General features: G+C 62.8%; 21 protein-coding genes and 1 pseudogene. 13 read left to right on the top strand and 9 right to left on the bottom strand.

Going from position 1 to position 22,104, the window contains the following annotated elements; translation table 11 throughout:
• The first annotated feature begins 24 nt into the window (after positions 1 to 24).
• Complete coding sequence (locus tag F757_RS0105060; RefSeq protein ID WP_027210467.1) at positions 25 to 348, top strand: H-NS histone family protein; 324 nt, start codon at positions 25 to 27, stop codon at positions 346 to 348.
• A 51-nt stretch (positions 349 to 399) separates the two neighbouring features.
• Here the strand turns inward: F757_RS0105060 and F757_RS34880 are convergent.
• Both F757_RS34880 and F757_RS0105055 read right to left on the bottom strand, forming a co-directional pair.
• Positions 400 to 486: pseudogene (locus tag F757_RS34880) on the bottom strand (AsnC family transcriptional regulator); the annotation flags it as partial.
• A gap of 48 nt (positions 487 to 534) precedes the next feature.
• Positions 535 to 1,710, bottom strand: a complete 1,176-nt coding sequence (locus tag F757_RS0105055; protein WP_198021346.1) for an MFS transporter — start codon at positions 1,708 to 1,710, stop codon at positions 535 to 537.
• A 156-nt stretch (positions 1,711 to 1,866) separates the two neighbouring features.
• Between F757_RS0105055 and F757_RS0105050 the strand changes: the two genes are divergently transcribed.
• On the top strand, positions 1,867 to 2,331 hold the full coding sequence (locus F757_RS0105050) for a winged helix-turn-helix transcriptional regulator (RefSeq protein WP_027210465.1): 465 nt from the start codon (positions 1,867 to 1,869) through the stop codon (positions 2,329 to 2,331).
• Positions 2,332 to 2,414: 83 nt separating this feature from the next.
• Here F757_RS0105050 and F757_RS0105045 read toward each other — a convergent pair whose 3' ends face one another.
• From F757_RS0105045 to F757_RS0105020, 6 genes are all read right to left on the bottom strand, one after another.
• Positions 2,415 to 3,575: a D-mannonate oxidoreductase gene (locus F757_RS0105045; protein WP_027210464.1), complete on the bottom strand. Its 1,161-nt coding sequence runs from the start codon at positions 3,573 to 3,575 to the stop codon at positions 2,415 to 2,417.
• Positions 3,576 to 3,600: 25 nt separating this feature from the next.
• Positions 3,601 to 4,608, bottom strand: coding sequence for a zinc-binding alcohol dehydrogenase family protein (locus tag F757_RS0105040; protein ID WP_027210463.1), 1,008 nt, complete (start codon positions 4,606 to 4,608; stop codon positions 3,601 to 3,603).
• A 186-nt stretch (positions 4,609 to 4,794) separates the two neighbouring features.
• Complete coding sequence (locus tag F757_RS0105035) at positions 4,795 to 5,811, bottom strand: aldo/keto reductase (RefSeq protein WP_027210462.1); 1,017 nt, start codon at positions 5,809 to 5,811, stop codon at positions 4,795 to 4,797.
• Between the two features lie 77 nt (positions 5,812 to 5,888).
• Entirely contained in the window at positions 5,889 to 6,836 is a 948-nt protein-coding gene (locus F757_RS0105030; RefSeq protein ID WP_027210461.1) for an ABC transporter substrate-binding protein, read from the bottom strand.
• A gap of 94 nt (positions 6,837 to 6,930) precedes the next feature.
• On the bottom strand, positions 6,931 to 7,962 hold the full coding sequence (locus F757_RS0105025; protein WP_027210460.1) for an ABC transporter permease: 1,032 nt from the start codon (positions 7,960 to 7,962) through the stop codon (positions 6,931 to 6,933).
• Positions 7,955 to 9,475, bottom strand: coding sequence for a sugar ABC transporter ATP-binding protein (locus F757_RS0105020; protein WP_027210459.1), 1,521 nt, complete (start codon positions 9,473 to 9,475; stop codon positions 7,955 to 7,957). Before F757_RS0105020 ends, F757_RS0105025 begins: the two co-directional genes overlap by 8 nt.
• Before the next feature lie 269 nt (positions 9,476 to 9,744).
• Here F757_RS0105020 and F757_RS0105015 point away from each other — a divergent pair, with 269 nt between their 5' ends.
• The 10 genes from F757_RS0105015 (at position 9,745) to F757_RS0104970 (ending at position 19,791) form a co-directional block, all read left to right on the top strand.
• Positions 9,745 to 10,446, top strand: coding sequence for a FadR/GntR family transcriptional regulator (locus tag F757_RS0105015; protein ID WP_027210458.1), 702 nt, complete (start codon positions 9,745 to 9,747; stop codon positions 10,444 to 10,446).
• 338 nt (positions 10,447 to 10,784) lie between these two features.
• Positions 10,785 to 12,167: an amidase family protein gene (locus F757_RS0105010; RefSeq protein WP_232221354.1), complete on the top strand. Its 1,383-nt coding sequence runs from the start codon at positions 10,785 to 10,787 to the stop codon at positions 12,165 to 12,167.
• A gap of 23 nt (positions 12,168 to 12,190) precedes the next feature.
• The gene (locus tag F757_RS0105005) at positions 12,191 to 13,072 is read left to right on the top strand and encodes a polysaccharide deacetylase family protein (protein ID WP_027210456.1); all 882 of its coding nucleotides are present in this window, start codon (positions 12,191 to 12,193) and stop codon (positions 13,070 to 13,072) included.
• A gap of 66 nt (positions 13,073 to 13,138) precedes the next feature.
• Positions 13,139 to 14,476, top strand: coding sequence for an MFS transporter (locus F757_RS0105000; RefSeq protein ID WP_027210455.1), 1,338 nt, complete (start codon positions 13,139 to 13,141; stop codon positions 14,474 to 14,476).
• Between the two features lie 19 nt (positions 14,477 to 14,495).
• Complete coding sequence (locus tag F757_RS0104995; protein WP_035466318.1) at positions 14,496 to 15,251, top strand: SDR family NAD(P)-dependent oxidoreductase; 756 nt, start codon at positions 14,496 to 14,498, stop codon at positions 15,249 to 15,251.
• Between the two features lie 34 nt (positions 15,252 to 15,285).
• On the top strand, positions 15,286 to 16,044 hold the full coding sequence (locus F757_RS0104990; protein WP_035466291.1) for an SDR family NAD(P)-dependent oxidoreductase: 759 nt from the start codon (positions 15,286 to 15,288) through the stop codon (positions 16,042 to 16,044).
• Between the two features lie 17 nt (positions 16,045 to 16,061).
• Positions 16,062 to 16,361, top strand: a complete 300-nt coding sequence (locus F757_RS0104985) for a hypothetical protein (protein ID WP_027210452.1) — start codon at positions 16,062 to 16,064, stop codon at positions 16,359 to 16,361.
• Positions 16,358 to 17,428: a CobW family GTP-binding protein gene (locus tag F757_RS0104980; RefSeq protein WP_027210451.1), complete on the top strand. Its 1,071-nt coding sequence runs from the start codon at positions 16,358 to 16,360 to the stop codon at positions 17,426 to 17,428. Before F757_RS0104985 ends, F757_RS0104980 begins: the two co-directional genes overlap by 4 nt.
• Positions 17,429 to 17,460: 32 nt before the next feature.
• A complete protein-coding gene (locus tag F757_RS0104975; RefSeq protein ID WP_027210450.1) occupies positions 17,461 to 18,660 on the top strand; it encodes an ABC transporter substrate-binding protein in 1,200 nt (399 codons plus the stop codon).
• Between the two features lie 96 nt (positions 18,661 to 18,756).
• Positions 18,757 to 19,791, top strand: coding sequence for a GntR family transcriptional regulator (locus F757_RS0104970; protein WP_232221353.1), 1,035 nt, complete (start codon positions 18,757 to 18,759; stop codon positions 19,789 to 19,791).
• A 150-nt stretch (positions 19,792 to 19,941) separates the two neighbouring features.
• Here the strand turns inward: F757_RS0104970 and F757_RS0104965 are convergent, their stop codons facing one another.
• Positions 19,942 to 20,841 carry an NAD-dependent epimerase/dehydratase family protein gene (locus tag F757_RS0104965; RefSeq protein WP_027210448.1) on the bottom strand — a complete coding sequence of 300 codons (900 nt, stop codon included), beginning with the start codon at positions 20,839 to 20,841 and terminating at the stop codon, positions 19,942 to 19,944.
• Positions 20,842 to 21,085: 244 nt separating this feature from the next.
• On the opposite strand from F757_RS0104965, the gene F757_RS0104960 reads away from it, so the two are divergent.
• Positions 21,086 to 22,081 (top strand): ABC transporter permease, encoded by a 996-nt coding sequence (locus F757_RS0104960; protein WP_027210447.1) that lies wholly within the window; start codon positions 21,086 to 21,088, stop codon positions 22,079 to 22,081.
• Positions 22,082 to 22,104: the final 23 nt, after the last annotated feature.

Genomic DNA, 22,104 nt, shown 5'->3' with positions numbered 1-22,104 from the left:
AACAAATCAGAAGGGGCACCCACCATGCAAGACCTCGAAACGCTCAAAACGCAGCGGGAAATTCTGCAGGCGCAACTCGCGGATATCGAGAACACCATCCGCGTTCATAAGGTGGCCGAGAAAGTGCAGGTAATTGCAGCAATCAAATCGAAGATGGCGGCTTATAACATCACGCTCGAGGAACTGCGGGGCGGACTGAGGAAGCCTCGCCGGGCTGCGCCGAAAGCGAATCGGCCTATACGGTACAGGAATCCGGAAACAGGCGATACATGGAGCGGCCGCGGCCGACGTCCGAAATGGATTTCGGGCAACAAGGACATCGACAGGTTCCGGGTCCGCTCCTCGTGAGGAGGAGCGCGGCCGGGTGGCGTTGGGAAGAGGGCGGGCTTCGCGGGCGACTTCGGCGTTCGTTATGCGAGCGTTCTGCTGCAGTTCATTGAGAACGGCGATGTCGATCCGGTCCAGCTTCCGAGTCACGGCGTTCATGCTCCAAGTGTTCCCGGAATGGGAGATTGACAGTAAAAGGGGGGAGTTTCAACCTTGCTGCGGCACCAAATGTAGTGTCGCCACCCAGAATAGACAGGCGGCGAAGCTCACCCCCGCTCCGAGCAGACACACGCCTTGCCATCCTGCATGGGCGTAGACGAATGTCGTGCTCATCGCTCCGAGCCCGCTGCCGATTGCATAGAAAAGCATATACAACCCGATCAGGCGGCTACTTGCGGATTTTCCGCGCAGGATCAAACTCTGATTTGTCACGTGCAGCGCCTGGCCGCCAAGATCCAGCAGCACGATCCCGGCGATCAATGCCGCGAGACCGTAGCCGGTAGGATGAAGTTGCGCCGCGGGCAGCCAGGCCAGAAGTAATAGCCCCAGCGCGCCAGCACTGGTGCGTTTTTCATAACCCTTGTCGGCCCAACGACCGGCGCGTGCTGCGGCGAATGCACCGCACGCGCCAACCACGCCGAACGCACCGATTTGCGTATGAGAAAAATTGAACGGAGGGGCGCTCAAAGGCAACACCAGCGCGCTCCAGAAAATGTTCAGCGCCGCGAACATCAGAAGCGCCAGCACTCCGCGAATGTGCAGCACCCGTTCGGAGCGCAACAGACCCAGCATTGACACGAGAAGGCTTACATAGCTGCGCTCGTCGCGTGTTGCCGGTAACCGGGGCAGCCGCGCCCATAACGCGATTCCGAGGACAAGCATCATCGCTGCGGACGCTCCATAGACTCCACGCCAACCGGTTACGTCGCTTACCGCACCGGCGAATACGCGGGCGAGCAAGAGGCCCACGAAGACACCGCTGCCTGCTGCGCCGACCACCCGACCCCGCTCGTGACTGGGCGCAGCGCTCGCTGCGTACGCGATCAAGCCTTGCGTCATGGCGGTTCCCAGCATCCCGACGCAGAGCATCGCCGCGAGCAGGGCCGCGGGCGTGCGGGCGACTGCCACCGCGAGGAGCGCACCCACGAGCACCAGGAGTTGTGCAAGCATAAGCCGCCTGCGTTCGAGGCTGTCGCCGAGTGGCACGATCAACAACAGCGCAAGCGCACACCCAGCCTGTGTGGCAGTGACCACACCGCCGATTGCAGCGCGAGCAATGCCGAAGTCATGCGACATGGCGTCGAGCAGGGGTTGCGCGTAATAGACGTTGGCGACACTGAGCCCGCTCGCTGTAGCAAAGAGCCCGAGAAGTGAACGAGGCATACACCGAGACGGGCTGTCTGAGTTGGTGTTGCCGGCCGTGCAGGCAGAAGGCACTGCGTGAGAGCAGGTATCCATAACGTAGTTTCAAATTAAAACTAGTTGAATGCTAGAACACGTAGTTTTAAAATGCAACCAGTTGATTGAAGTGAGCAAGCCATGCCCCATGACAAACCGATGCTCCCACGAACCTGCCCTGTGGCAAGGTCTGTTGACGTGATCGGCGACAAATGGTCGTTGATGATTCTTCGTGATGTATTTGACGGCGTGCATCGCTTCGGGGACTTTCAGCGCAATCTGGGCGTGGCGCGCAATATCCTCTCAGGTCGGCTCGCTCGACTGGTCGAGGAGGAGATCCTAGCGACGCGTCCTGCATCGGACGGCTCCAACTACCAGGAATATGTGCTGACCCCCAAGGGCGAGAGTCTGTTCGCGGTAATCGTCGCGCTTCAGCAGTGGGGCGAGCGATACTTGTTTTCTCGGGGCGAGCGGCGTTCCAGGCGGGTGGACATCGTCACAAACAGGCGACTGCCGCTCATGTCTCCGCGGTCAAGCGACGGAAGAGTGGTTTCACGCATCGATACGGTGGTGAAGGCGGACAGCCAGCAGGAAAGGGTGAAGTAACCAGCTCGAACTGTCTTGACTGCTTGCGCGCCGGCTCCGAATGCGATGCCGGCGCTGCAGCTGGACGATCTGTAGCACTGATCTCACCGCGCATTCACTGTCCGTTGCGGCATTGCCACTCCGTGCCGCGCAACCAGGTCGCGCAAAAGATTGGGTGTGGACGCAACGGCCATCGAATCGGCCAACTCGATAAGCGGGACGATGCGCCGCCGAACCTTCTCCACATGATTGCCGGCAATGTCCGACAGGCGGTGATCGAGATACGGATTGAGGAACCGCTCACGCACGCTCGCGACGTAAGCCTCGGCGCGCTCGCGCAAACCCATTGCGTCGAACACAGGCAACACTTCTTGCGTCCAGACGGCCTCCAGGCTCTCTCGCAGCGCCGCATCGTTCATCGCATCGGCGACCGTTTCGGTGGCGCTTCGGCCTTGAGCGAGCCATTGATCGGCAAGCCACGTATGCCCCAGATTGAGGAAGAACAGCTTCTGCTGCTCGTAGCTGCGCAAGTCGTCGGTAACCACAATGTCTTCGTGCAGGCAGGGCAACTCCATGCCCTTGCGTCGCTCGATGGCCCACAACGCGTACGGTTCGGCCACGGCGCCCACAGGCTGCAACGGTTCGGATACGATCCGGTCGACGAGCGAGTTCACCCATATACATTGCTGTGACAGATAGTCGAGCAACGGCGCGGGCTGCTGCCAGTCCTTCGCGAGGCCGATCACCAGATCGCGCAGCGTGTCGGCGTTGCGCGTGACGAGTTCACACGGGAGCAGAGTGACGCCGCTGTCCGGACGTGCGCTCCATCGCGCGTGCAGCAAGGCCAGCAGCTTGGCGGGAAAGCTGCGCGGCACCTGTTCCGGCTGAGCGAGCAGGGTGGCCGAGTCGCGCTCGTCGAGCCGGTAGCCTGCATCGCCGGTATTCGACACGATCACCCGTACGTCGTGTATCGCGGCATCGCGGATTGTCGCCCAGTCGCGCTCGGCAATCCATGCTGCTTGTACGGCGCGACATTGAATGACCTTGTCGACGATCTCGCCGTCCTGTCTGCCACGAATCATGACCGGATAACTGCCCTGGCGGTTCAGCGCCGCAATGCGCGCTTCGCTCGCGGGGTTGCTGGTCGTCTGCACGACGCTGATGCCGCCGAGCGCGTCGCCGCGCTCCAAGGCTTGCGAGACAAACAGCGCGACATGGGCCTGAAGGAAGCGGCTGGTGCCGAATTGAAGGATCGGTTGAGTCATCTCGAACTGCTCCGGCGGTTGCGTCTTAGCATTCGACCAGCGCTTTGACGACGGTCTGTCCCGGCTCCATCAGCTTTGGAAATTCGGTAGGCACGTCGGCAAGACTCATCCGGTGAGTGTTCAACGCCTTGTCGGGAATGCGGCCCGCGCGCATCGCCTCCAGCACGGTTTCGAAGTCTTGCGCGGTGGCGTTGCGACTGCCGAGCAGCGTCGCTTCGCGCTTATGGAACTCGGGATCGGAGAACGTGACTTCGCCCGGCACAATGGAGATCAGTACGTACTTGCCGCCGTGCGCAATGAACTCGAAGCCGCGATTCATCGCCTTGATGTTGCCGGTCGCGTCGAAGACCACGTCGAAGAACTCGCCGTCCGTCAGCGCCGACAGCTCGGCGGAGTCGGCCGGTCCGATTGTCACCGTCGACACGCCGATGTGCTCCGCGCAGAACGCGAGACGGTCGGCGCGCGTATCGAGGCAGGTGACGACCGCGCCGCGCAGCTTGGCGAACAACATCGCCGCCATACCGATGGGGCCCGCACCTACGACGAGAACGCGCTGGCCGGCCGACACATCGGCGCGTCGAACGGCGTGTGCGCCGATCGCGAGGAATTCGAGCATCGCCGCCTGGTCCAGCGTCACGCCTTCGGCCTTGTGCACGAACTGCGCGGGCACGGATAGATACTCGGTCAACGCTCCGTCGCGATGCACGCCGAGCACCTTGATGTTGACGCAACAGTTCGTCTTGCCCTGCCTGCACGCTATGCACGTTCCGCACGACAGATACGGCATCACGTAGACAGCGTCGCCGGGTGTGACGTGTGCGCCGGGTTCGGCTTCGGCGACGATGGCGGACAACTCGTGCCCCATCACGCGCGGATACTGCAGGTACGGCTGATTCCCAGTGTAAATATGCATGTCGGTTCCGCAGATTCCCACGCGGCTGACGCGCAGCAGCACTTCGCCGGGTGCGCGGCGAGGCGGTGTGCTGTCCTGGTGGCGCAATACGCCGGGCGATTCGCAGATAACGCTGAGCATGGTGACGTCCTCAAGATAGGGCTGGTCGATCGCCGGACGGCCGATCGATGGAGTAGAAACTGCGAGTAGGGCTCGACGGCAGCCACGTCATGCACGGCACCGGCTTGCGTGCACAAACGCGGCAGCAAGCGACCTTCGGCAAAGCGGCGAACTCGCGTGTCGCGGCATGCCGCGTTTCCCTCGACGTCACGCGTAGCCCTCCGGCACAGGTGACGCTTCGTCGAGCAGGCCGTCGCGTTGCAACGCGTGCCAAAGCTGCCGCGGAATAGGCGCTTCGAGCCACGTCATGTTTCTCTGCAACTGGTCGATGCTGCGCGCGCCCACCACGCACGAAACAACGGCGGGATGCGCGAGCGGAAACTGAAGCGCCGCTGCGGGGAGCTGGACATCGAAGCGCGCGCAGGCATCGGCGAGGCGGGCGACTTTGCGCGCCACGTCGGGAGGCGCGTCGCCATAGTTGAATTTGCCGTTGCCCGCCAGCACGCCGGAATTGAAGACGCCCGCGGCGACGATGCGCGTGCGCGTGCCAATGCATCGATCAAGCAACGGCGCGAGGGCTTGCTGTTCGAGCAACGTATAGCGGCCTGCCAGCATCACGAGGTCAAGATCCGCTTCCTGCATCGAGTCCGCGGCGACTTGCCATTCGTTGACGCCCAGTCCGATCGCCGAGACGGCTCCCGCATCGCGCAGTTGCGCAAGCGCGCGAAATCCGCCGCCGCGCGTCAATTGTTCCCAGTAACGTGCGTGCGCATCGCCATGCGTGGCAGTGCCGATGTCGTGCACGTACAGCACGTCGATCGTGTGCATGCCAAGACGCTGCTGGCTGTCCTCGTACGAGCGCATGATGCCGTCGAAGCTATAGTCGTAATGAGGTCGGAAGGGCAGGGGCTGCGCCCATCCGTCGTCGCCTGGCCGAACCGTGTCGTCGGTCCGCATCAAACGCCCGACCTTGGTGCTGAGAACATAAGCATGGCGCTCGCGTGCCTGGAGCGACTGCCCGAGGCGTCGCTCCGACAGCGTATAGCCGTAGAACGGCGCCGTGTCGAAGTAACGGATGCCGGCGTCCCACGCCCCGTCGACCAGCGCATTGGCATCCGCCGTCGCCATCGGCCGGTAGAGCCCGCCCAGTTGCGAACAGCCGAGCCCTAGCGTGGTGAGCGTCAGTCCGCTGCCTGGCAGTGCGTGCGTTTCAGTTGCTTTCATCGAAGATCCGGTGCTGAGAAAAGATTGGGGCAAACGGCCGTTGCTGTGCTGACTGGCGGCCGTCGCGCGCCCGTTCTTCAATAGAGGACGTTCTTTGCTTCGGACGAATCGAGGTTCTGCTTCTCGACCAGCAACACACCGGTGTCCACCTGTTTGGCTACGGGCTTACGCTCGATGACGTTGACCAGCGTCTGAATACCCTTGTAGCCCATCTGATACGAGCTTTGCACCGCGATTGCCTGGATCGTGCCGTCGCGCACGAAGCCTTGCAGGTCCTGGTTGCCGTCGAAGCCGATTGCGATCACCTTGCCGCCCTTGCCAGACTGTTGCAAAGCGCGCCCCATGCCGACGGCAGTCGGTTCGTTCGCGCCGAAAATGCCTTTGAGGTCAGGGTTCGCGGAGAGCACGTCGGTGGTCTGGTTCAACGCGTTCGCCATCTGCGACTGCGAATAGAACGGGCCTACGATCTGAAGCTTCGAATGCGCGGCGATGTATTTGCGAAACCCGCCGACGCGGCCGATCTCGGAGCCCGCGCCCGGCACGTACGACATGACGGCAATCTTTCCCGTCTGTCCCACGCGGTCGATCATCGCCTTTGCGCAGAGTTCGCCCGCTTTTGCGTTGTCGGTCGACAGGAACGACTGGTAGTACTGCTTGCCCGCGTCGGAGACGGTCGAATCGATCAGCACCACGGGAATGTGCGCCTCCCATGCTTTCTTCATTGCCGGGACGAGGGCGTCCGGATCGGACGGCGCGAGCACAATGCCAGCAACGTGCCGGTTCACTGCGTTCTCGACCATGTTGACTTCATCGGCGATGGCGGATTCGGCCGCCGGACCCTGGAACGTCATCGTGTAGCCCTTGGCATCGGCCATCGCGGCGGTGGCGCCTTTCTGCACGTTCTGCCAGTAGTTGGAGTTCGCCGTCTTGACGATCACGGCAATTTCGCCGCCGGCAGCCTCTGCATACGCGCTGAACATCGCGCACATCGCGACGGCTGCGCTCAGGATGGTTAGCTTTTTCATGTCTCACTCCTTTGATTGTGGTTTGCGGTTTTTTGCCACGCAGTTCCACGCGTGGCGTGTGCGCGTTTTGCGCGCCTTCTGCGCGCGTTTCTGGTTACGACTTGCGGTTGCGAAGCTGATCGATCCACACGGTGCCGAGAATCACGACTCCAATGATGATCTGCTGGATGAAGCTGGATACGCCGTTCATATTCAGGCCGTTGCGCAGCACACCGATCACGAACGCGCCAATGGCCGTGCCGGAAATGGTGCCGACGCCGCCCATCAGCGAAGTGCCGCCGATCACCGCGCTGGCGATGGCGTCGAGCTCGTACATCACGCCTTCGTTGGGCTGCGCGGTCACGAGTCGCGACATCAGCACGCAGCCTGTGGCGCCCGCGAGCAGTCCCGACAGCACGTAGGTGAAGAGCTTGACGCCCTGCACGTTGACGCCGGACAGCCGTGCGGCTTCCGCGTTCGATCCGACCGCGTAGATGTGCCGGCCGAGCGACGTGCGCGACAGCAGCACGGAAACCGCGACGAACAGCACCACCATGATCACGACGGGATACGGAATGCCCGGAAAAACGGTATCAGGAAAGCCGTCCGGCCCGATATGCGAGATCTTGAAGAGCGCGCCGTTGCCGAGTTCGCCGAAGGCGTCGCCGAGTCCGGAGACGGGGCGTGCGCCGGTGATCTGCAACGCGACGCCGCGAGCGACCAGCATCATCCCGAGTGTCGCGATGAAGGGCGGCAGTCCCATTCGCGTGACGCAAATGCCGTTGACCCAGCCGCAAGCAGCGCCCACCAGCATGCCGCCCAGCATTGCCACCGGCACAGGCACGCCGGCCTTGACGAGCAGCGCCGCCGCGACGCCGGAGAGCGCGAGCACCGAGCCCACGGAGAGATCGATGCCGCCGGTGATGATCACGCAAGTGGCCGCGACGCCGAGGTACGCGATCGACGTTACCTGCAGCGCGACCGTCATCAGATTGCCGACGGAAAAGAATGCGTTGCTCGCCAGTGAGAACGCGACGATCAGCACCACGAGGCTGCCGAGTGCGGCGAACTTCTGGATCAGGTCACGACGACGCTGCCGCGCCTGCCGCTCGATGGCCTGCGTCTGGTCGGAGGTCATTTCAAGCATGGCTTCTCCCTGATGCATAGTGCAAGATCTCCTGCTGACTGGTCTGTTTCGTGTCGAGGACGGCGGTGATGCGGCCTTCATGGAATACGGCGATGCGATCGGTCATGCCGAGCAGCTCCGGCAACTCGGAGCTAATGAGCACGACGCCGACGCCATCCGCGGCGAGCCGGTCCATCAGTCCGTAGATGGCGTATTTCGCGCCGACGTCGATGCCTCGCGTCGGTTCGTCGAAAAAGAGAATGCGCGAGCCGCGATACAGCCATTTGCCGATCACGATCTTTTGCTGATTGCCGCCGGACAGATTCCTCGCGATCTGTCTGACTGTCGGCGTACGGATGCCGAGATCGCGCACGTAGCGCTCGGCGACCGACGCCTCGTCTGCAAAGCGCAGAAAGCCGCGCGAAGAAACACCGCCGACGTTGGCGAGCGTGATGTTGGCGGAAACGGTCATGGACAGCGCGAGGCCGTCTTTCTTGCGATCTTCCGACAGATACGCAACGCCGTGGCGGATCGCCTCGCGGGGCGATCCGATCGATACCGGCGTATCGCCGAGCATGATGGACCCCGAGTCGGGCCGCTCCGCCCCGAAGATCGCGCGAGCCACTTCGGTGCGGCCCGCGCCCATCAGGCCCGCGAAGCCGAGAATCTCGCCCTTGCGCAGATCGAACGAAAGAGGGCCGAACGTGCCGGTGCGCTGAAGGTCCTGCACGCGCAGCAGGATGTCGTTGGTGGGCACGGATTCGCGCGGCGGATACGCGTCGTCGAGCGCGCGCCCGACCATGCGCGCCACGATTTCGTTGATGGTGGTCGCGGCAAAATCGCTCGTTGCAATGTGACGGCCGTCGCGCAACACGGTCACGCGATCCACGATACCGGCCATCTCGTCGAGGCGGTGCGAGATATACACGATCGCGACGCCACCGGCACGCAGCTCCTTGATGATGCGAAAGAGCTGGGCCGTCTCGGTCTCGGTCAGGGACGACGTGGGCTCGTCCATGATGAGCACGCGCGCGTTCAGCGACAGCGCTTTCGCGATCTCCACCATCTGCTGCTGCGCAATCGAGAGCGCGCCCACCAGCGTCGTGGGCGACACGTTGAGCCCGATGCGTTGCAGGCATTGCCGTGCGTCGGCGTTCAGCTTGCGGTAGTCGACGAACGGTCCGCGCCTGGGCTCGCGCGCCAGGTAGATGTTCTCGGCAACCGACAGGTGAGGCACCAGGTTCAGTTCCTGGTGAATGATCGCGATGCCTGCCGCCTGTGCCTCGAGAGCGGACGCGAATTGCACCGGCTTGCCCTGGTAGGTCACGACGCCGTCGTCCGCGCGGTACTGACCGCTGATGATTTTCATGAGCGTCGATTTGCCGGCGCCATTCTCTCCGCAGACCGCGTGAACCTCGCCCGAGCGTAAATCCAGATTGATCCCGTCGAGAGCGACGACGCCGGGAAAGCGCTTGCAAACACCCTTGAGTTGCAGGATGTCCTCGCATTCCGGGGGCTCGGGCTCGCGCTGCATGTTGTGCTGTGCCAATTGCGTCTCCAGTCTTTCGCGGCTCTGACGTTCAGGTTGCCGGGGGCGCTCACCGGCTGGTCTGTCCAATCTGGAAAGCATTAGAGCGGATGCGCGTGTTATTGGTCAAGCCAATTTGTCGAATTGACAGGTGGTCAACCGATAAGGAAAACCCTGGTTGGTCTGGAAGACCCGCAGCCAAAGGCTTTGAAGCGCTGTGCTAGTATTCGTGACCGGTCCGCTTTCGCGGGCCATCGATCAGATCCGTTCGTCCGATGAAGCAAACCGAGCCAAAGCGGCTTTACCAATCTGTCGCTGCCCAGATTCTTTCGCTGATCCGTCAGCGCGAACTGACGGCGGGCACGCGCCTGCCGCCCGAGCGGGAGCTGGCCAACACGCTGGGCGTGTCGCGCCCGTCGCTGCGCGAAGCGTTGATCGCGCTGGAAATCGGCGGGCAGATCGAAATACGTATGGGGTCGGGCGTCTACGTGCGGGATCCCGAAGAGGGTGGCGACAGCGCCGTACCCGCGTTGGGGGAAAGTCCGACGGAGCTGATGCAGGCAAGGATGGCGGTGGAAGGTTCGGTGATTGTTCTGGCCGCGGGCAAGGTGTCGGCAGCCACGCTCGACAAGCTACGCCGCACCGTCGAGCGGATGAAGCGTCTCGCGGCCGCCGGCAAGTCGCCCGTGGATGCGGACCGGCAGTTTCATATGCTGATCGCGGAGGCGGCAGGCAACTCGGTGTTGAGCCGTTTCGTCGCCGAAATGTTCGACAGCCGGCATGACCCGATCGCCGCTGCGATTCGTGACCACTCGGAGAGCCCGCAAACCTGGTCGGCCGCAGTCCATGAGCATGAGGAGATTCTCAAAGCCCTGCAGGCGGGCGATCCCATTGCCGCTCAAACGGCGATGCGCAGTCACCTGAAAGCGTCAGGTGAGCGGTGGATTACGGGTGAACTGCTCCAGCAGGTTGGCTGAGCGAGCCGTGTGGCGGCAGCAGGTTTGGTGTTTGGACTCCTTTCCGCATGTGCTGCCCGGATAGGCCGGCTCAGAAGATCTCATCGCGGCATGATTCGCACGCACATTTAACGCCTCGATCACCGCAATGCCATAGTGCGCGTCTTCTGCTTCGGAGCGCTTCCGCGTCCAGCTTTCACGCCACAAGACGCCGCATCGCCAGTACCTGACCTGGCCGCGCGGTCGCAACTGCGCGCTTCACCTGAATGACAGCGACCAGGGGTTTTCCCTGTGTTGCTGTTTTTTTTTGTCCTGCCCAATGTAAACGTATGTTGTCAACGATATACATTTAATTGGGTGTGAAAGTGACTTTTCATCCGTCGGGCAAACCCAGCGCAAGCGACCTCGTTGCCGCGTTCAAGGACGGCTCAGCCGATGCCGAAACCGTCGCGCGCCAGTCGGTGGCGCAGGCCCGCACGTGTAATGCGGCCTTCATCTCGATCGACGAACAACGAGCGATCAAGGAGGCGCGCGCTGCCGCGGCCCGCTGGCGCGAAGGGCGCCCGGCCAGTGCGCTCGACGGCGTACCGATCGCGTGGAAGGACCTGTTCGACGTCGCAGGCAGCATCACCACGGCCGGCTCGGCGTTGTATCGCGAGCGCCCGCCAGCCACCGCCGACGCAATGCTCGTCGCCACAGCGGCGCGCGCCGGGCTCGTCTGCATCGGCAAGACCAACCTGAGTGAATTTGCGTATTCGGGGCTCGGGCTTAATCCGCATTTCGGCACGCCGTTCAATCCGGCATTCGATGCAAGCGTCGCTGACGGCGGTCATCGCGTGCCGGGCGGCTCGTCGTCCGGCGCGGCCGTTGCCGTCGCAACGGGGGTCGTGCCGATCGCCGTCGGCACCGATACGGCGGGCTCGATCCGCGTGCCGGCCGCGTTCAACGGCCTCGTCGGCTATCGCGCGAGCAGGGCACGCTATGCGCAGCAAGGCATGCTCGGGCTGTCTCAATCGGCCGATACCTGTGGCCCGCTTGCCCGCAGCGTTGCCGATTGCGCGGCGTTCGACGCGGTTGTAGGCGGGCGTGACCTGCACCGTGCACTCGACGATCTGCGCGGGCAGCGCTTCGTGGTGCCGACGGAATGGCAAGCGCGTTTTGCGGTGACTGAGGAGGTCGGCGCCGACTTCATGCGATTCGTGGCGCGTCTGTCGAATGCCGGCGCGCGCGTCGACGAAGTCAGAGTGGGCGCTTTCGACGCTGCCTGCGATCTCATAGCCACGCGAGGATGGTTCGGCTCGCTGGAGGCGTTCGAACTGTATCGCCGCGTACTCGACTCAGACGCCGCCGCGTGCATTGACCCGCGGGTTCGCACGCGCCTCGAAATGAGTCGCGCCGTGCCGGCGTCGCGCCTTGCCGAGCTGCTCGAGGAACGCGCGCGTCTCATCGGCCAGTTCGGCGCCGAGCTGGGCGATGCCACTCTGCTTCTGCCAACTGTCCCGCATGTCGCGCCCGAATGCGCGCCTCTGGAAGCCGACGCCGAACGTTTCGCCCGCGTCAATCTCGCCACGCTTTCCATGACGATGCCCGGCAGCTTTCTCGATACCCCCGCGTTCGCGATGCCCGCAGGTGTCGACGCGGCGGGCTTGCCCACCAGCGTGCAACTGATGCGCGCTCAGCACGACGACGATGCGCTGATCGCGCTTGCCCTGACCGTGGAACGGACGGTCGCCCCGAACTGATTCCCTCAAAGGAGAAACTCAAGATGGCAAAGGAAATTCTGATCGCATTCGGTATCGACGTGGATGCCGTTGCGGGATGGCTTGGTTCATACGGCGGCGAAGATTCGCCCGACGACATTTCACGCGGCCTTTTCGCCGGCGAAGTCGGGTCGATGCGCCTGCTCAAACTGTTCGAGCGGGAGAAGCTCAAGACGACCTGGTTCATTCCCGGTCACTCGATCGAGACGTTTCCGGAGCAGATGAAGGCGGTGGCCGACGCAGGACACGAGATCGGCATTCACGGTTACAGCCACGAAAATCCGATCGCGATGACGTCCGAGCAGGAAGAAGCCGTGCTCGACCGCAGCATCGAACTGGTGACGAAGCTGAGCGGCAAGCGGCCGACCGGTTACGTCGCGCCATGGTGGGAGTTCAGCAACGTGACCAACGAGTTGCTCGTCAAAAAGGGCATCAAGTATGACCACAGCCTGATGCACAACGACTACCACCCGTACTACGTACGAGTGGGGGATTCGTGGACGAAGATCGACTACAGCAAGCATCCCGACACCTGGATGAAGCCGCTGCAGCGCGGTCATGAAACCGATCTCGTCGAAATTCCGGCGAACTGGTACCTCGACGACCTGCCGCCGATGATGTTCATCAAGAAGGCGCCCAACAGTCACGGCTTCGTCAATCCGCGCGACATCGAGCAGATGTGGCGCGACCAGTTCGACTGGGTGTATCGCGAGCACGACTATGCGGTGTTCCCCATCACGATCCATCCGGATGTGTCCGGCCGGCCGCAAGTCCTGCTGATGCTGGAGCGCCTCATTGCGCATTTCCGCAAGCATGAAGGCGTGCGCTTTTGCACCTGTGACGAGATCGCCGACGACTTCCTGCGGCGTCAGCCCCGTCAACCCTGAGCTCAACGCAGCCAACCGACAAGAGTTCCGACCATGTCCACTCCGCAGCTCCAAAGGAGCGCTACGATGAAAGAGAATCCGCTGTCTGCCTCCGGTTTCAAGCTGGAGCAGATCCTGCCGTCCGATGTGAAGCGGGCGACGGTCGTCGCCTTCTTCGCGTGGGTGTTCGCTGTGTATGACTTCATCCTGTTCGGCACGCTGCTCCCTGAGATCGGCAAGCACTACAACTGGGACGCGGCAGCACAGGCGGAAATCGCCACGCTGGTCGCCATCGGCACGGCGGTCATCGCCTTCGCGATAGGGCCTTTACTCGACAGACTCGGACGCAAGGCGGGCCTGCTGTGGACGGTCGCGGGCGCGGCATTGTGTTCGGGGCTTACCGTGGTGGGCGGCGCAATGGGACAGGTGCCGCTGGTTCTGATCCGCTCGCTGTCGGGCCTCGGTTATGCCGAGGAGACCGTGAACGCGACCTACCTCAACGAACTGTATTCGGCCGCCAACGATGCGAAACTCAATCGCAACAAGGGCTTCATCTACAGCCTCGTGCAGGGCGGCTGGCCGATCGGCGCCCTGATCGCTTCAGGACTGACTGCTTTGCTGCTGCCGCGCATCGGCTGGCAGGGTTGCTTCATCTTCGCGACGTTTCCCGCCATCGTCATCTTCTTCATGACGCGGCGGCTGAAGGAAAGCCCCCAATTCCTGCTGCATCAGCGTATCAAGCACTTGCGTGAGGGAGGGCAGGACAGCGAAGCGCGCACCTTGGCGAGCGCTCATTCCGTCGATTACGAGGAGCACAGCCGCGCGGGTCTTGCCGAAGCATTTCGTGGCAGTGCACTGCGCGCGACGCTCGTGCTGGGCGGCGGCATCCTGCTCAACTGGTCGGCGATTCAGGTGTTCAGCGTGCTCGGAACGACGGTGCTGACGCGCGTGCATAACGTGTCGTTCGAGAACTCGCTGCTCATTCTCGTGTTGTCCAATGTGATCGGCTATTGCGGCTACCTGTGCCACGGTTTTATCGGCGACAAGATCGGCCGGCGCAATACGCTTGCGATCGGCTGGATGCTCGGCGGTCTCTCGTTCGCGGCAATGCTGTTCGGTCCGAGCAGCGCGGGCGTCGTGGTCGCGCTGTATAGCCTGGGTCTCTTTTTCCTGATCGGACCGTATTCGGCGGCGCTGTTCTTTATCGGCGAAAGCTATCCGACGGCCATTCGCGGCACCGGCAGTTCGATCGTCCACGCGATGGGTCCGATCGGCGCGATTCTGGCCGGCGTGGGCGTCACGTGGATGCTGAACCACGGCGGCGACTGGCTGCACGCGGCGCTCTGGTTCGGCGCGGTGCCGTGCTTCCTGTCTGGCGTTCTGATCTTCTTCGCGCGGCATGTCGATCCCGCCCGAACCAAATAACCTGACTGGAGACTTTTTCGTGAAAGTAGCTTTGGTAACGGGCGCGGCGAGCGGCATTGGGCAGGCGCTCGCAGTGGCCTACGCGCAAGCGGGCGTGGCGGTGGTGGGCGGGTACTTCTCTGGCGACGCGCACGATCCGCGCAGCACCGTGCAGGCCGTCGAGCATGCGGGCGGCCAGTGTCTGATGCAGGCAGTCGACGTCACGTCGGCCGAGCAGGTGGAGGCCTTCGCTTTGGCGGCGGTGGAACGCTTCGGCCGTATCGATTACGCGGTCGCCAACGCGGGCCTCTTGCGCGCAGCGCCGCTCACGGAGATGAGCGACGAGCAGTGGCACCAGATGCTGGACGTCGATCTCTCCGGCGTGATGCGAACCTTTCGGGCGGCGGCGCGCCACATGCAAAACGGCGGTGCGATGGTCGCCGTCTCGTCCATCGCGGGCGGCGTGTACGGATGGGAAAACCACACACACTACTCGGCCGCCAAGTCGGGCGTGCCCGGCTTGTGCCGCGCGGTGGCGATGGAACTCGCGCCGCGCGGTATCCGCTGCAATGCCGTGATTCCGGGCCTGATTGAAACACCCCAATCGCTCGATGCGGTCAATTCGCTCGGTCCGGATGGCCTGCGCGAGGCGGCAAAGGGCATTCCGCTTGGACGCGTCGGCAGGCCGCAGGAAATCGCTTCGCTGATCCGCTACCTGACGAGCGACGACGCTTCTTACATCACCGGGCAGTCGATCATCGCGGACGGCGGCCTGACCGTGCGGTGGCCAGGCTGAATTTCGCCCACACCTACACAGGGAAATTTTCGAAATGGCATCAATGTTCTCACTCGACGGCCGCCGCGCGGTCGTCACGGGTGCTGCGAGCGGAATCGGCGCCGCCATCGCGCTGGCCTACGCGCAAGCCGGCGCACGCCTCGTGCTGGCTGATCTCGACGAGAAACGCCTCGCCGCTCACGCCGACGCTTGCCGCGCAAGCGGCGTACAGGTCGAGACGATCGTCGCGGATGTCGGTGACGAGTCGGGCGCACACGGTATTGTCGATCGCTGCATCGCGGCTTACGGCGGCATCGACATCCTCGTCAATAACGCGGGCATGCTGACCCAGGCGCGCTGTACCGACCTGACCACGCAGATGTGGGATGACATGCTGCGCGTCGATCTGCGCAGCGTGTTCTTGTGTTCGCAGCGCGCGCTGCCGTTCATGACCGCGCAGCGCTTTGGCCGCATCATCAACGTGGCGTCGCAACTCGGCATCAAGGGCGGTGCCGAACTCGCGCACTATGCCGCGGCGAAAGCCGGTGTCATCGGCTTCACCAAGTCTCTTGCGCTCGAAGCCGCGCCGGATAACGTGCTCGTCAACGCCATCGCGCCGGGTCCCATCGAGACACCCCTCGTGGACGGAATCAGCGCATCATGGAAGGAAACCAAGGCGAAGGAGTTGCCGTTGCGGCGCTTCGGCCGCGCCGACGAGGTCGCGCCGACGGCCGTGCTGCTTGCCTCCGATCCAGGCGGCAATCTGTTCGTCGGGCAGACGCTAGGCCCGAACTCCGGCGACGTCATGCCCTGAGCGGCAAGGAGCGGACAATGTGCGGCATGTGCGGATTGCTCGGCGGCGGACGTCACTGGTCCAATTCAGTCGCGCCCGGTGAAAATGCCGGTGCGCGACGGCAGCGCTATGTGCAGGTGGCGCATGCGAATCGGGTTCTCGCAGCTTTCCGGCTCAAACTGACGGACTTCCACGGGCAGTCCTTTGTGCTGTCTTCGCCGACGGGCGCGCAGATCATTGTCGAGGACTTCATGCAGATCTGGAAAGCGGCCGAAACGATGCTTGGCCGTCCTCTCGATCCGCTGACGCTGTTCGCTGACGAAGGGGAACAGACATGAGCCTCGCTTATGACGTGATTCCGGTGACGATCGTCACGGGCTTTCTCGGCAGCGGAAAATCCACTTTGCTCGCCGATGTCCTCAAGGGCGATGCCGCGCGCGACACCGCCGTGCTCGTCAACGAGTTCGGCGAGGTCGGGCTGGACCACCTGCTGATCGGCGAGCTTGACGCGCAGACCGTGCTGCTCGATAACGGCTGCGTGTGTTGCGCAATACGCGGTGAACTGAAAGATGCGCTTACCGCACTGTTTTCACGGCGCGCACGGGGCGAACTGCCCGCGTTTTCGCGCGTCGTGCTGGAGACGACGGGCCTCGCAACGCCGGCGCCGATCGTAGCGACCCTTCTCGGCGATCCCGTGGTGTCGAGCCATTATTCGGTCGGTGCGATCGTCACGGTCGTTGACGCCGTCAACGCGGGACAGCAGCGCGCACGGCATGAACAATGGCTCGCGCAGGTGACGGCTGCCGATCGCATCGTCGTCAGCAAGGTGGACCTCGTTAGTCATGCCGCGCTCGCCGGGCTGGAACGATCGCTCGCTGAACTGAACCCGGCCGCGAGCATCGCACGCCGCACATGCACGGACGACGCCGCCCTTGTACTTGATTCCGCGTCGAACTCGCACGATTTCGCAGAATTCGTGCGGCGCACGGGTAGTGCGCGCACAGATGCGACGCACGCGGCCAATCCCCTCGCGCGGCTGAACGCAACGTCTGCGCACCGCGCTGAACTTGCTGCGCTGAAAGCCTTCTGCATCGAGTTCGACGAGCCTCTGGACTGGCCGGTCTTCACACTGTGGCTGACTATGCTGCTCAACCGGCACGGTGATAACATCCTGCGCGTCAAGGGCATTCTGGCGCTCGCCGGTGCGACGCAACCAGTCGTGATACATGCTGTGCATCATCTCGTGTATCCCATCCTGCATCTCGATGCCTGGCCCGGCAACGGCAAGCATGAAGCGCATCGTTCGCGTCTGGTCTTCATCGCGCAAGGTTTCGAGGGCGACGCGCTTGCCGATTCTTACCGGCGTTTATGCCGGCATCTTCAAACAGCGGAAGCGATAGCTTGAAATCTGCCAGTTCCAGTCGGTCTGCGCCTGCCGTGCAATCCTCCAAGGTCGAATTGCGTGTGCTCGGCACGACCGTCACGCTCCAGGAGCACATTCGCAAGCGCGCGGAGCAGGACCTGGGTATCCGCCTGCGCTTCATCGTTCAGGACGGCGGTGCCGTGCAGCGCGACGGCGCGATGCACCCGGACCGCTACGAGCTCTATGACCAGTGGTTCCACAGCCTCGACTGCCTGTGGCCGACGCATGCGCTGCAGCCCATCGAACTGGCGAGCATTCGCCGTTGGGACGAAGTGAATGCGTTGCCGCGCACGGGACGCATCGGCCACGCACCCGAGCGGGGTACGGCAGGTAGAACCGGCGCGGCGGGTTGCACGCCCGCCGACCGGCTCTACGTGCAGGAGGATGGTTCGCTCGGCCACAAGCCGGGCGGGCGCATCAGCATGCTGCCGCTCACGCACAATGCGGACAGCTTCGTCTATCTGGAAGATGCGTTGCCTGCTTCGCTTGCGCAAGGAGAGGAGAGCTGGGCCTGGCTGCTCGCGCCCGAACTGGCGGGACGCGTCGCATTGCAGGCGGATGCCGCTATTGGCGCAATCGACGCGGCGCTCGCGGTTCAGGCGAGCGGGCTCATGTGCTTTGACGACATTGGTAATCTCAGCATCGAAGAAATCGACGGACTGATTGCAATCCTGATCGACTTCAAGCGGCGCGGGCACTTTGCGGGGTTCTGGTCGAGCTTTGCCGAGGCCGCGCAATTGATGATCGCGAATAAGGTAGCGATACAGAGCATCTGGTCGCCTGCCACCGTGGAGCTGGAGCGTGCGGGCCTCAAATTCAGGCTGGCGCGGCCGCGTGAGGGCTACCGCGCGTGGTTCGGCGGAATCGGCATTTCCCGGCTCGCGCATGGCCGCGTGCTGGATGCCGCGTACGAGTATCTGAACTGGTGGCTGGAGGGCTGGGCCGGCGCGACGGTTGCCCGGCAAGGTTTCTACATTTCCAATCCCGAGCGCTCCCGCGAGCATATGAAGCCCGACGAGTGGGCTTACTGGTACGATGGAGCTCGCGCTTCGACGGATCTTCCGGGTCCTACCAGCAAGCATCTCGTGCCTGCGGGCCAGGTGCGGGACGGAGGCAGTTACGTTGCGCGCATGAGCCGGATTGCGGTGTGGGATTCGGTTATGGATGAGCATAACTACCTAGTGCGCCGCTGGACCGAGTTCATGAGGTCCTGAAGGCGATTTCGTACAACGATGACAAGACGTGCTGGCGTTCTCCAACCTTCCCATTCAGCAAAGGCCGAACATCGGCCGGCCGCACCGCGCGACGCCGTGCCGACCGATGCAACCGGTCCCGACAATCGACTCGATGCATCGACCGAGGCCGATAGCCGGTTGCGCTATCGTGTGATTCACGATCAGCTGAAATCGGCCATTGCGCTCGGCAAAATTCCGCCGGGGCTCGTGCTGCTCGAAGGGCCGGTCGCGCGCATCTTCGGCACGAGCCGCGTGCCGGTGAGAAAGGCGTTCGAGATGCTGCACGCAGGCGGCCTTCTGGTCACCTTCGAAGGGCGCGGCTTTCTCGCTGCGAACGCCGACGGCAGCGTGCCCGAGCCGCTGCGCACGCCGATTTCCGAAGACATGCTGGGCTTTGACCGCCCGCCCGAGCCGCTCGATATCCCCTCGAACAGTGAACGCATTTACGACTCGCTGGAGTCTGCGATTTCGCTCGGCATCGTGTTCGGACATTTTCGTATCGACGAAAGCATTGCGGCCGAATCATTTGGTGTCAGTCGCGGAACGGTGCGCGAAGTGCTCAGCAGACTGCGTGATCGCGGTCTGGTCGAGAAGTCTGCCTACTCCCACTGGCTTTGCGGACCGCTTACAGCCCGCGCCGTGCGTGAAGATTATGAACTGCGCAGATTGCTCGAGCCGGCTGCCCTGGCAGCAAGTGCGCCCTCGTTGTCCCGGGCACAACTGGAGGCGGCGCTCGAGGAAGTGCAGGGCGCTATCGCACGCCCCGAGTCTGTCGATGCGAGCGCGCTATACCGTCTGGAAGCGACATTGCATCAAACGCTGCTGGCCGGTGCTCCGAATCGAAAGTTACTTGCAGCCATCAGCCATGCGCACATTCCGCTGATCGTGAACCACGCGTTCTACGATGCGTTCGGGCTTCATCCGGAGACCAGCATGCTGCTAGAGCATCGCATGGTGATCGAGCTTCTTTTGCGCGGAGAGTTTGATGCCGCGGCGAGGGCGCTTGGGCAACACCTCGAGCATGGAGAGGCGCGCACCCGTCAGCGGCTTAAAGTGCTCGCCGTGCTGCCTGAGCCAGATTTGCCCGGATATATGCAGCGGATCGCGTGAGCGTCCGGGCGCCGCCCGACCGCTCGCGCTGCTTCGCGCGTTCCGCTCGCGCTGAAACGGAACAGAACGAAATACAAGGAAACATCAGGCGCAAAGTGCGCCTGATGTCGCTAGCGGGCGCCATTCGCGCCTGCTGGCAATGCAAGTCGCCTACAACTGTCCGGACACCTGCTCGCGCCAACGGTAAGCCTGTTGCCAACCAAGCAAACGCTTGAGCTTTTCATTACTCAGCAAGGTCTCGAATTCACCGAGCGGTTTCCTGACCGGCACATTCGGGTAGTAGGTTTTCAGCAGTTCGGCAACCGGGCGGTCAGAGGAGACGTCGTCTGCTGCCACGTTCATTACCGTGAAGCCGAGACCATCTTTTTCGATGCCCAGACGGCAGGCCGTTGCCAGGTCGCGGCCGTCGATGTAACTCCAGGCAATGCGCTTTCTCAAGGCGGGATCCTGGAGCCAGGTCGGGAATTTTTGATAGTCCACGGGATCGAGGACATTGCCGATGCGCAAGCAGTAAATGTCCGCGCCCGTGCGCGCATGAAACGCCTTTGCTGTCACTTCGTTAATGACTTTCGACGTGGCGTAGCTGTCCATCGGGTCCACGGGATAATCCTCATCAAGCGGAAAGTACGCCGGGTCGCGATGGCGGTGCGCGAAGACCACGCCGTAAGTTGTCTCGCTCGAAGCGACGATGACCTTCCTGATGCCGAGCTTCGCAGCCGCGTCGAGCACGTTGTAGGTGCCCATTACGTTGATGCGGAATACCTCGTTATCAGTGGTGACGAGAATGCGTGGAATCGCGGCGAAATGCACGACTGCGTCAATCGGCTTGGGCTCGATGTCGTCATCGAATTCTCTCGCCGTGGTAGTGGACGAGAGCGCATTGAACACCTGTCCCGCATCGGTGATGTCGGTGATCAGGGTCCGCGCGGTGCCTTTGGCCATCGGCACGCGGTCCAGATTGAGTACTTCGTAGCCGTGCGCCACCAGGTCTTCGACGACCCATTTGCCGGCAAGTCCGCTGCCACCCGTCACAATCACTCGTTTGGTCATGCCTTGTCTCCTTTGCAGTTCATAAAGCCACCCGGCGGCGCCGCGCCGCTGGTGACACCACGCGCATCGTAACGCCGCGCCCTGCGCAATGCTGTGACGCCCGTCATAGGCAGGTGGGCATTCATCGCGCTATCCGCAGACAATCTACGGGTCAACCCCGATACGGATCTATGACGGGCGTCACAGATTTCCGCAAGCCCGGGCTCATATGATCTGTTCCGAGCCTGCAAAGGAGGAGCGATCGGTGACTGCCATTTCGTCGAAGAAAGAACCCCAGTCTGGGCGTGCCGCTGACTGGATCAAGGCGTGCTTGCGCATGCGGGAGCTGAACGTGCTCTCCGTGTTGCTGCTGGTTGGACTGCTGATCAGTGTTTTCTCACCGTACTTCCTCACGACCAACAACCTGATGGGCGTGTTCCGCTCGTTTTCGCTGATCGCGCTGATGTCGATCGGCATGATGCTCGTGATCATTACGGGCGGCATCGACCTCTCGGTGGGCTCGGTCATGGGCCTGTCGTCGCTCATTACCGCGCTCGTTTTCCAACATGGTTACAACGCGTCGGTAGCCATCGGCGCGGGGCTCGGTGTCGGAATCGCCGTGGGCGCATTCAATGGCTTCATGATCACATGGATACAGTTGCCGCCTTTTATCGCGACGCTCGGCACGCTTTCGATCGGGCGCGGCCTCATGTACATCATTACCAAAGGCGTGCCCGTCACGCCCGACGTACCCGACAGCTTTACATTCATCGGCCAGGGCTACATTGGATTCGTGCCCTTTCCGGTCGTCATTCTTCTGGCCATGACGGCCGTCTTCTCCGTCGTGATGCGACAGACGCGCTTTGGCCGTTACGTGTACGCGACGGGCGGCAATGAAATAGCCGCGCGCCTGTCCGGCGTGCGCACCGCGCGCGTGAAATTCGCGGTCTATGTGCTATCCGGCCTGATCGCTTCGATGGCAGGGGTGATTGCGTTCTCGCGCTTCGTGTCGGCGGAGCCGGCTTCTGGCTTCGGTGCGGAACTCGATGTCATCGCGGCGGCGGCCATCGGCGGCGCGAGTCTGTCCGGCGGGGCTGGCAGCGTGGAGGGCGCGATCATCGGCGCGGCGCTCGCGGGAATCATTACGAATGGCGTCGTGCTGCTCAATATCGATACCTATGCGCAGCAGGCCATTACCGGCTGCGTGATTCTCATTGCCGTCAGTATCGACATCTGGCGCGTGCGTCGCAAGGAACGTTAGGAACACTGAACGCCGCAACCATA

The sequence above is a fragment of the Burkholderia sp. WSM2232 genome (assembly GCF_000472545.1).
In the GTDB taxonomy this organism is placed as follows: Bacteria; Pseudomonadota; Gammaproteobacteria; order Burkholderiales; family Burkholderiaceae; genus Paraburkholderia.
Note: the sequence above shows the minus strand (reverse complement) of the source record. Positions and strands in the feature narration are given on the sequence as shown.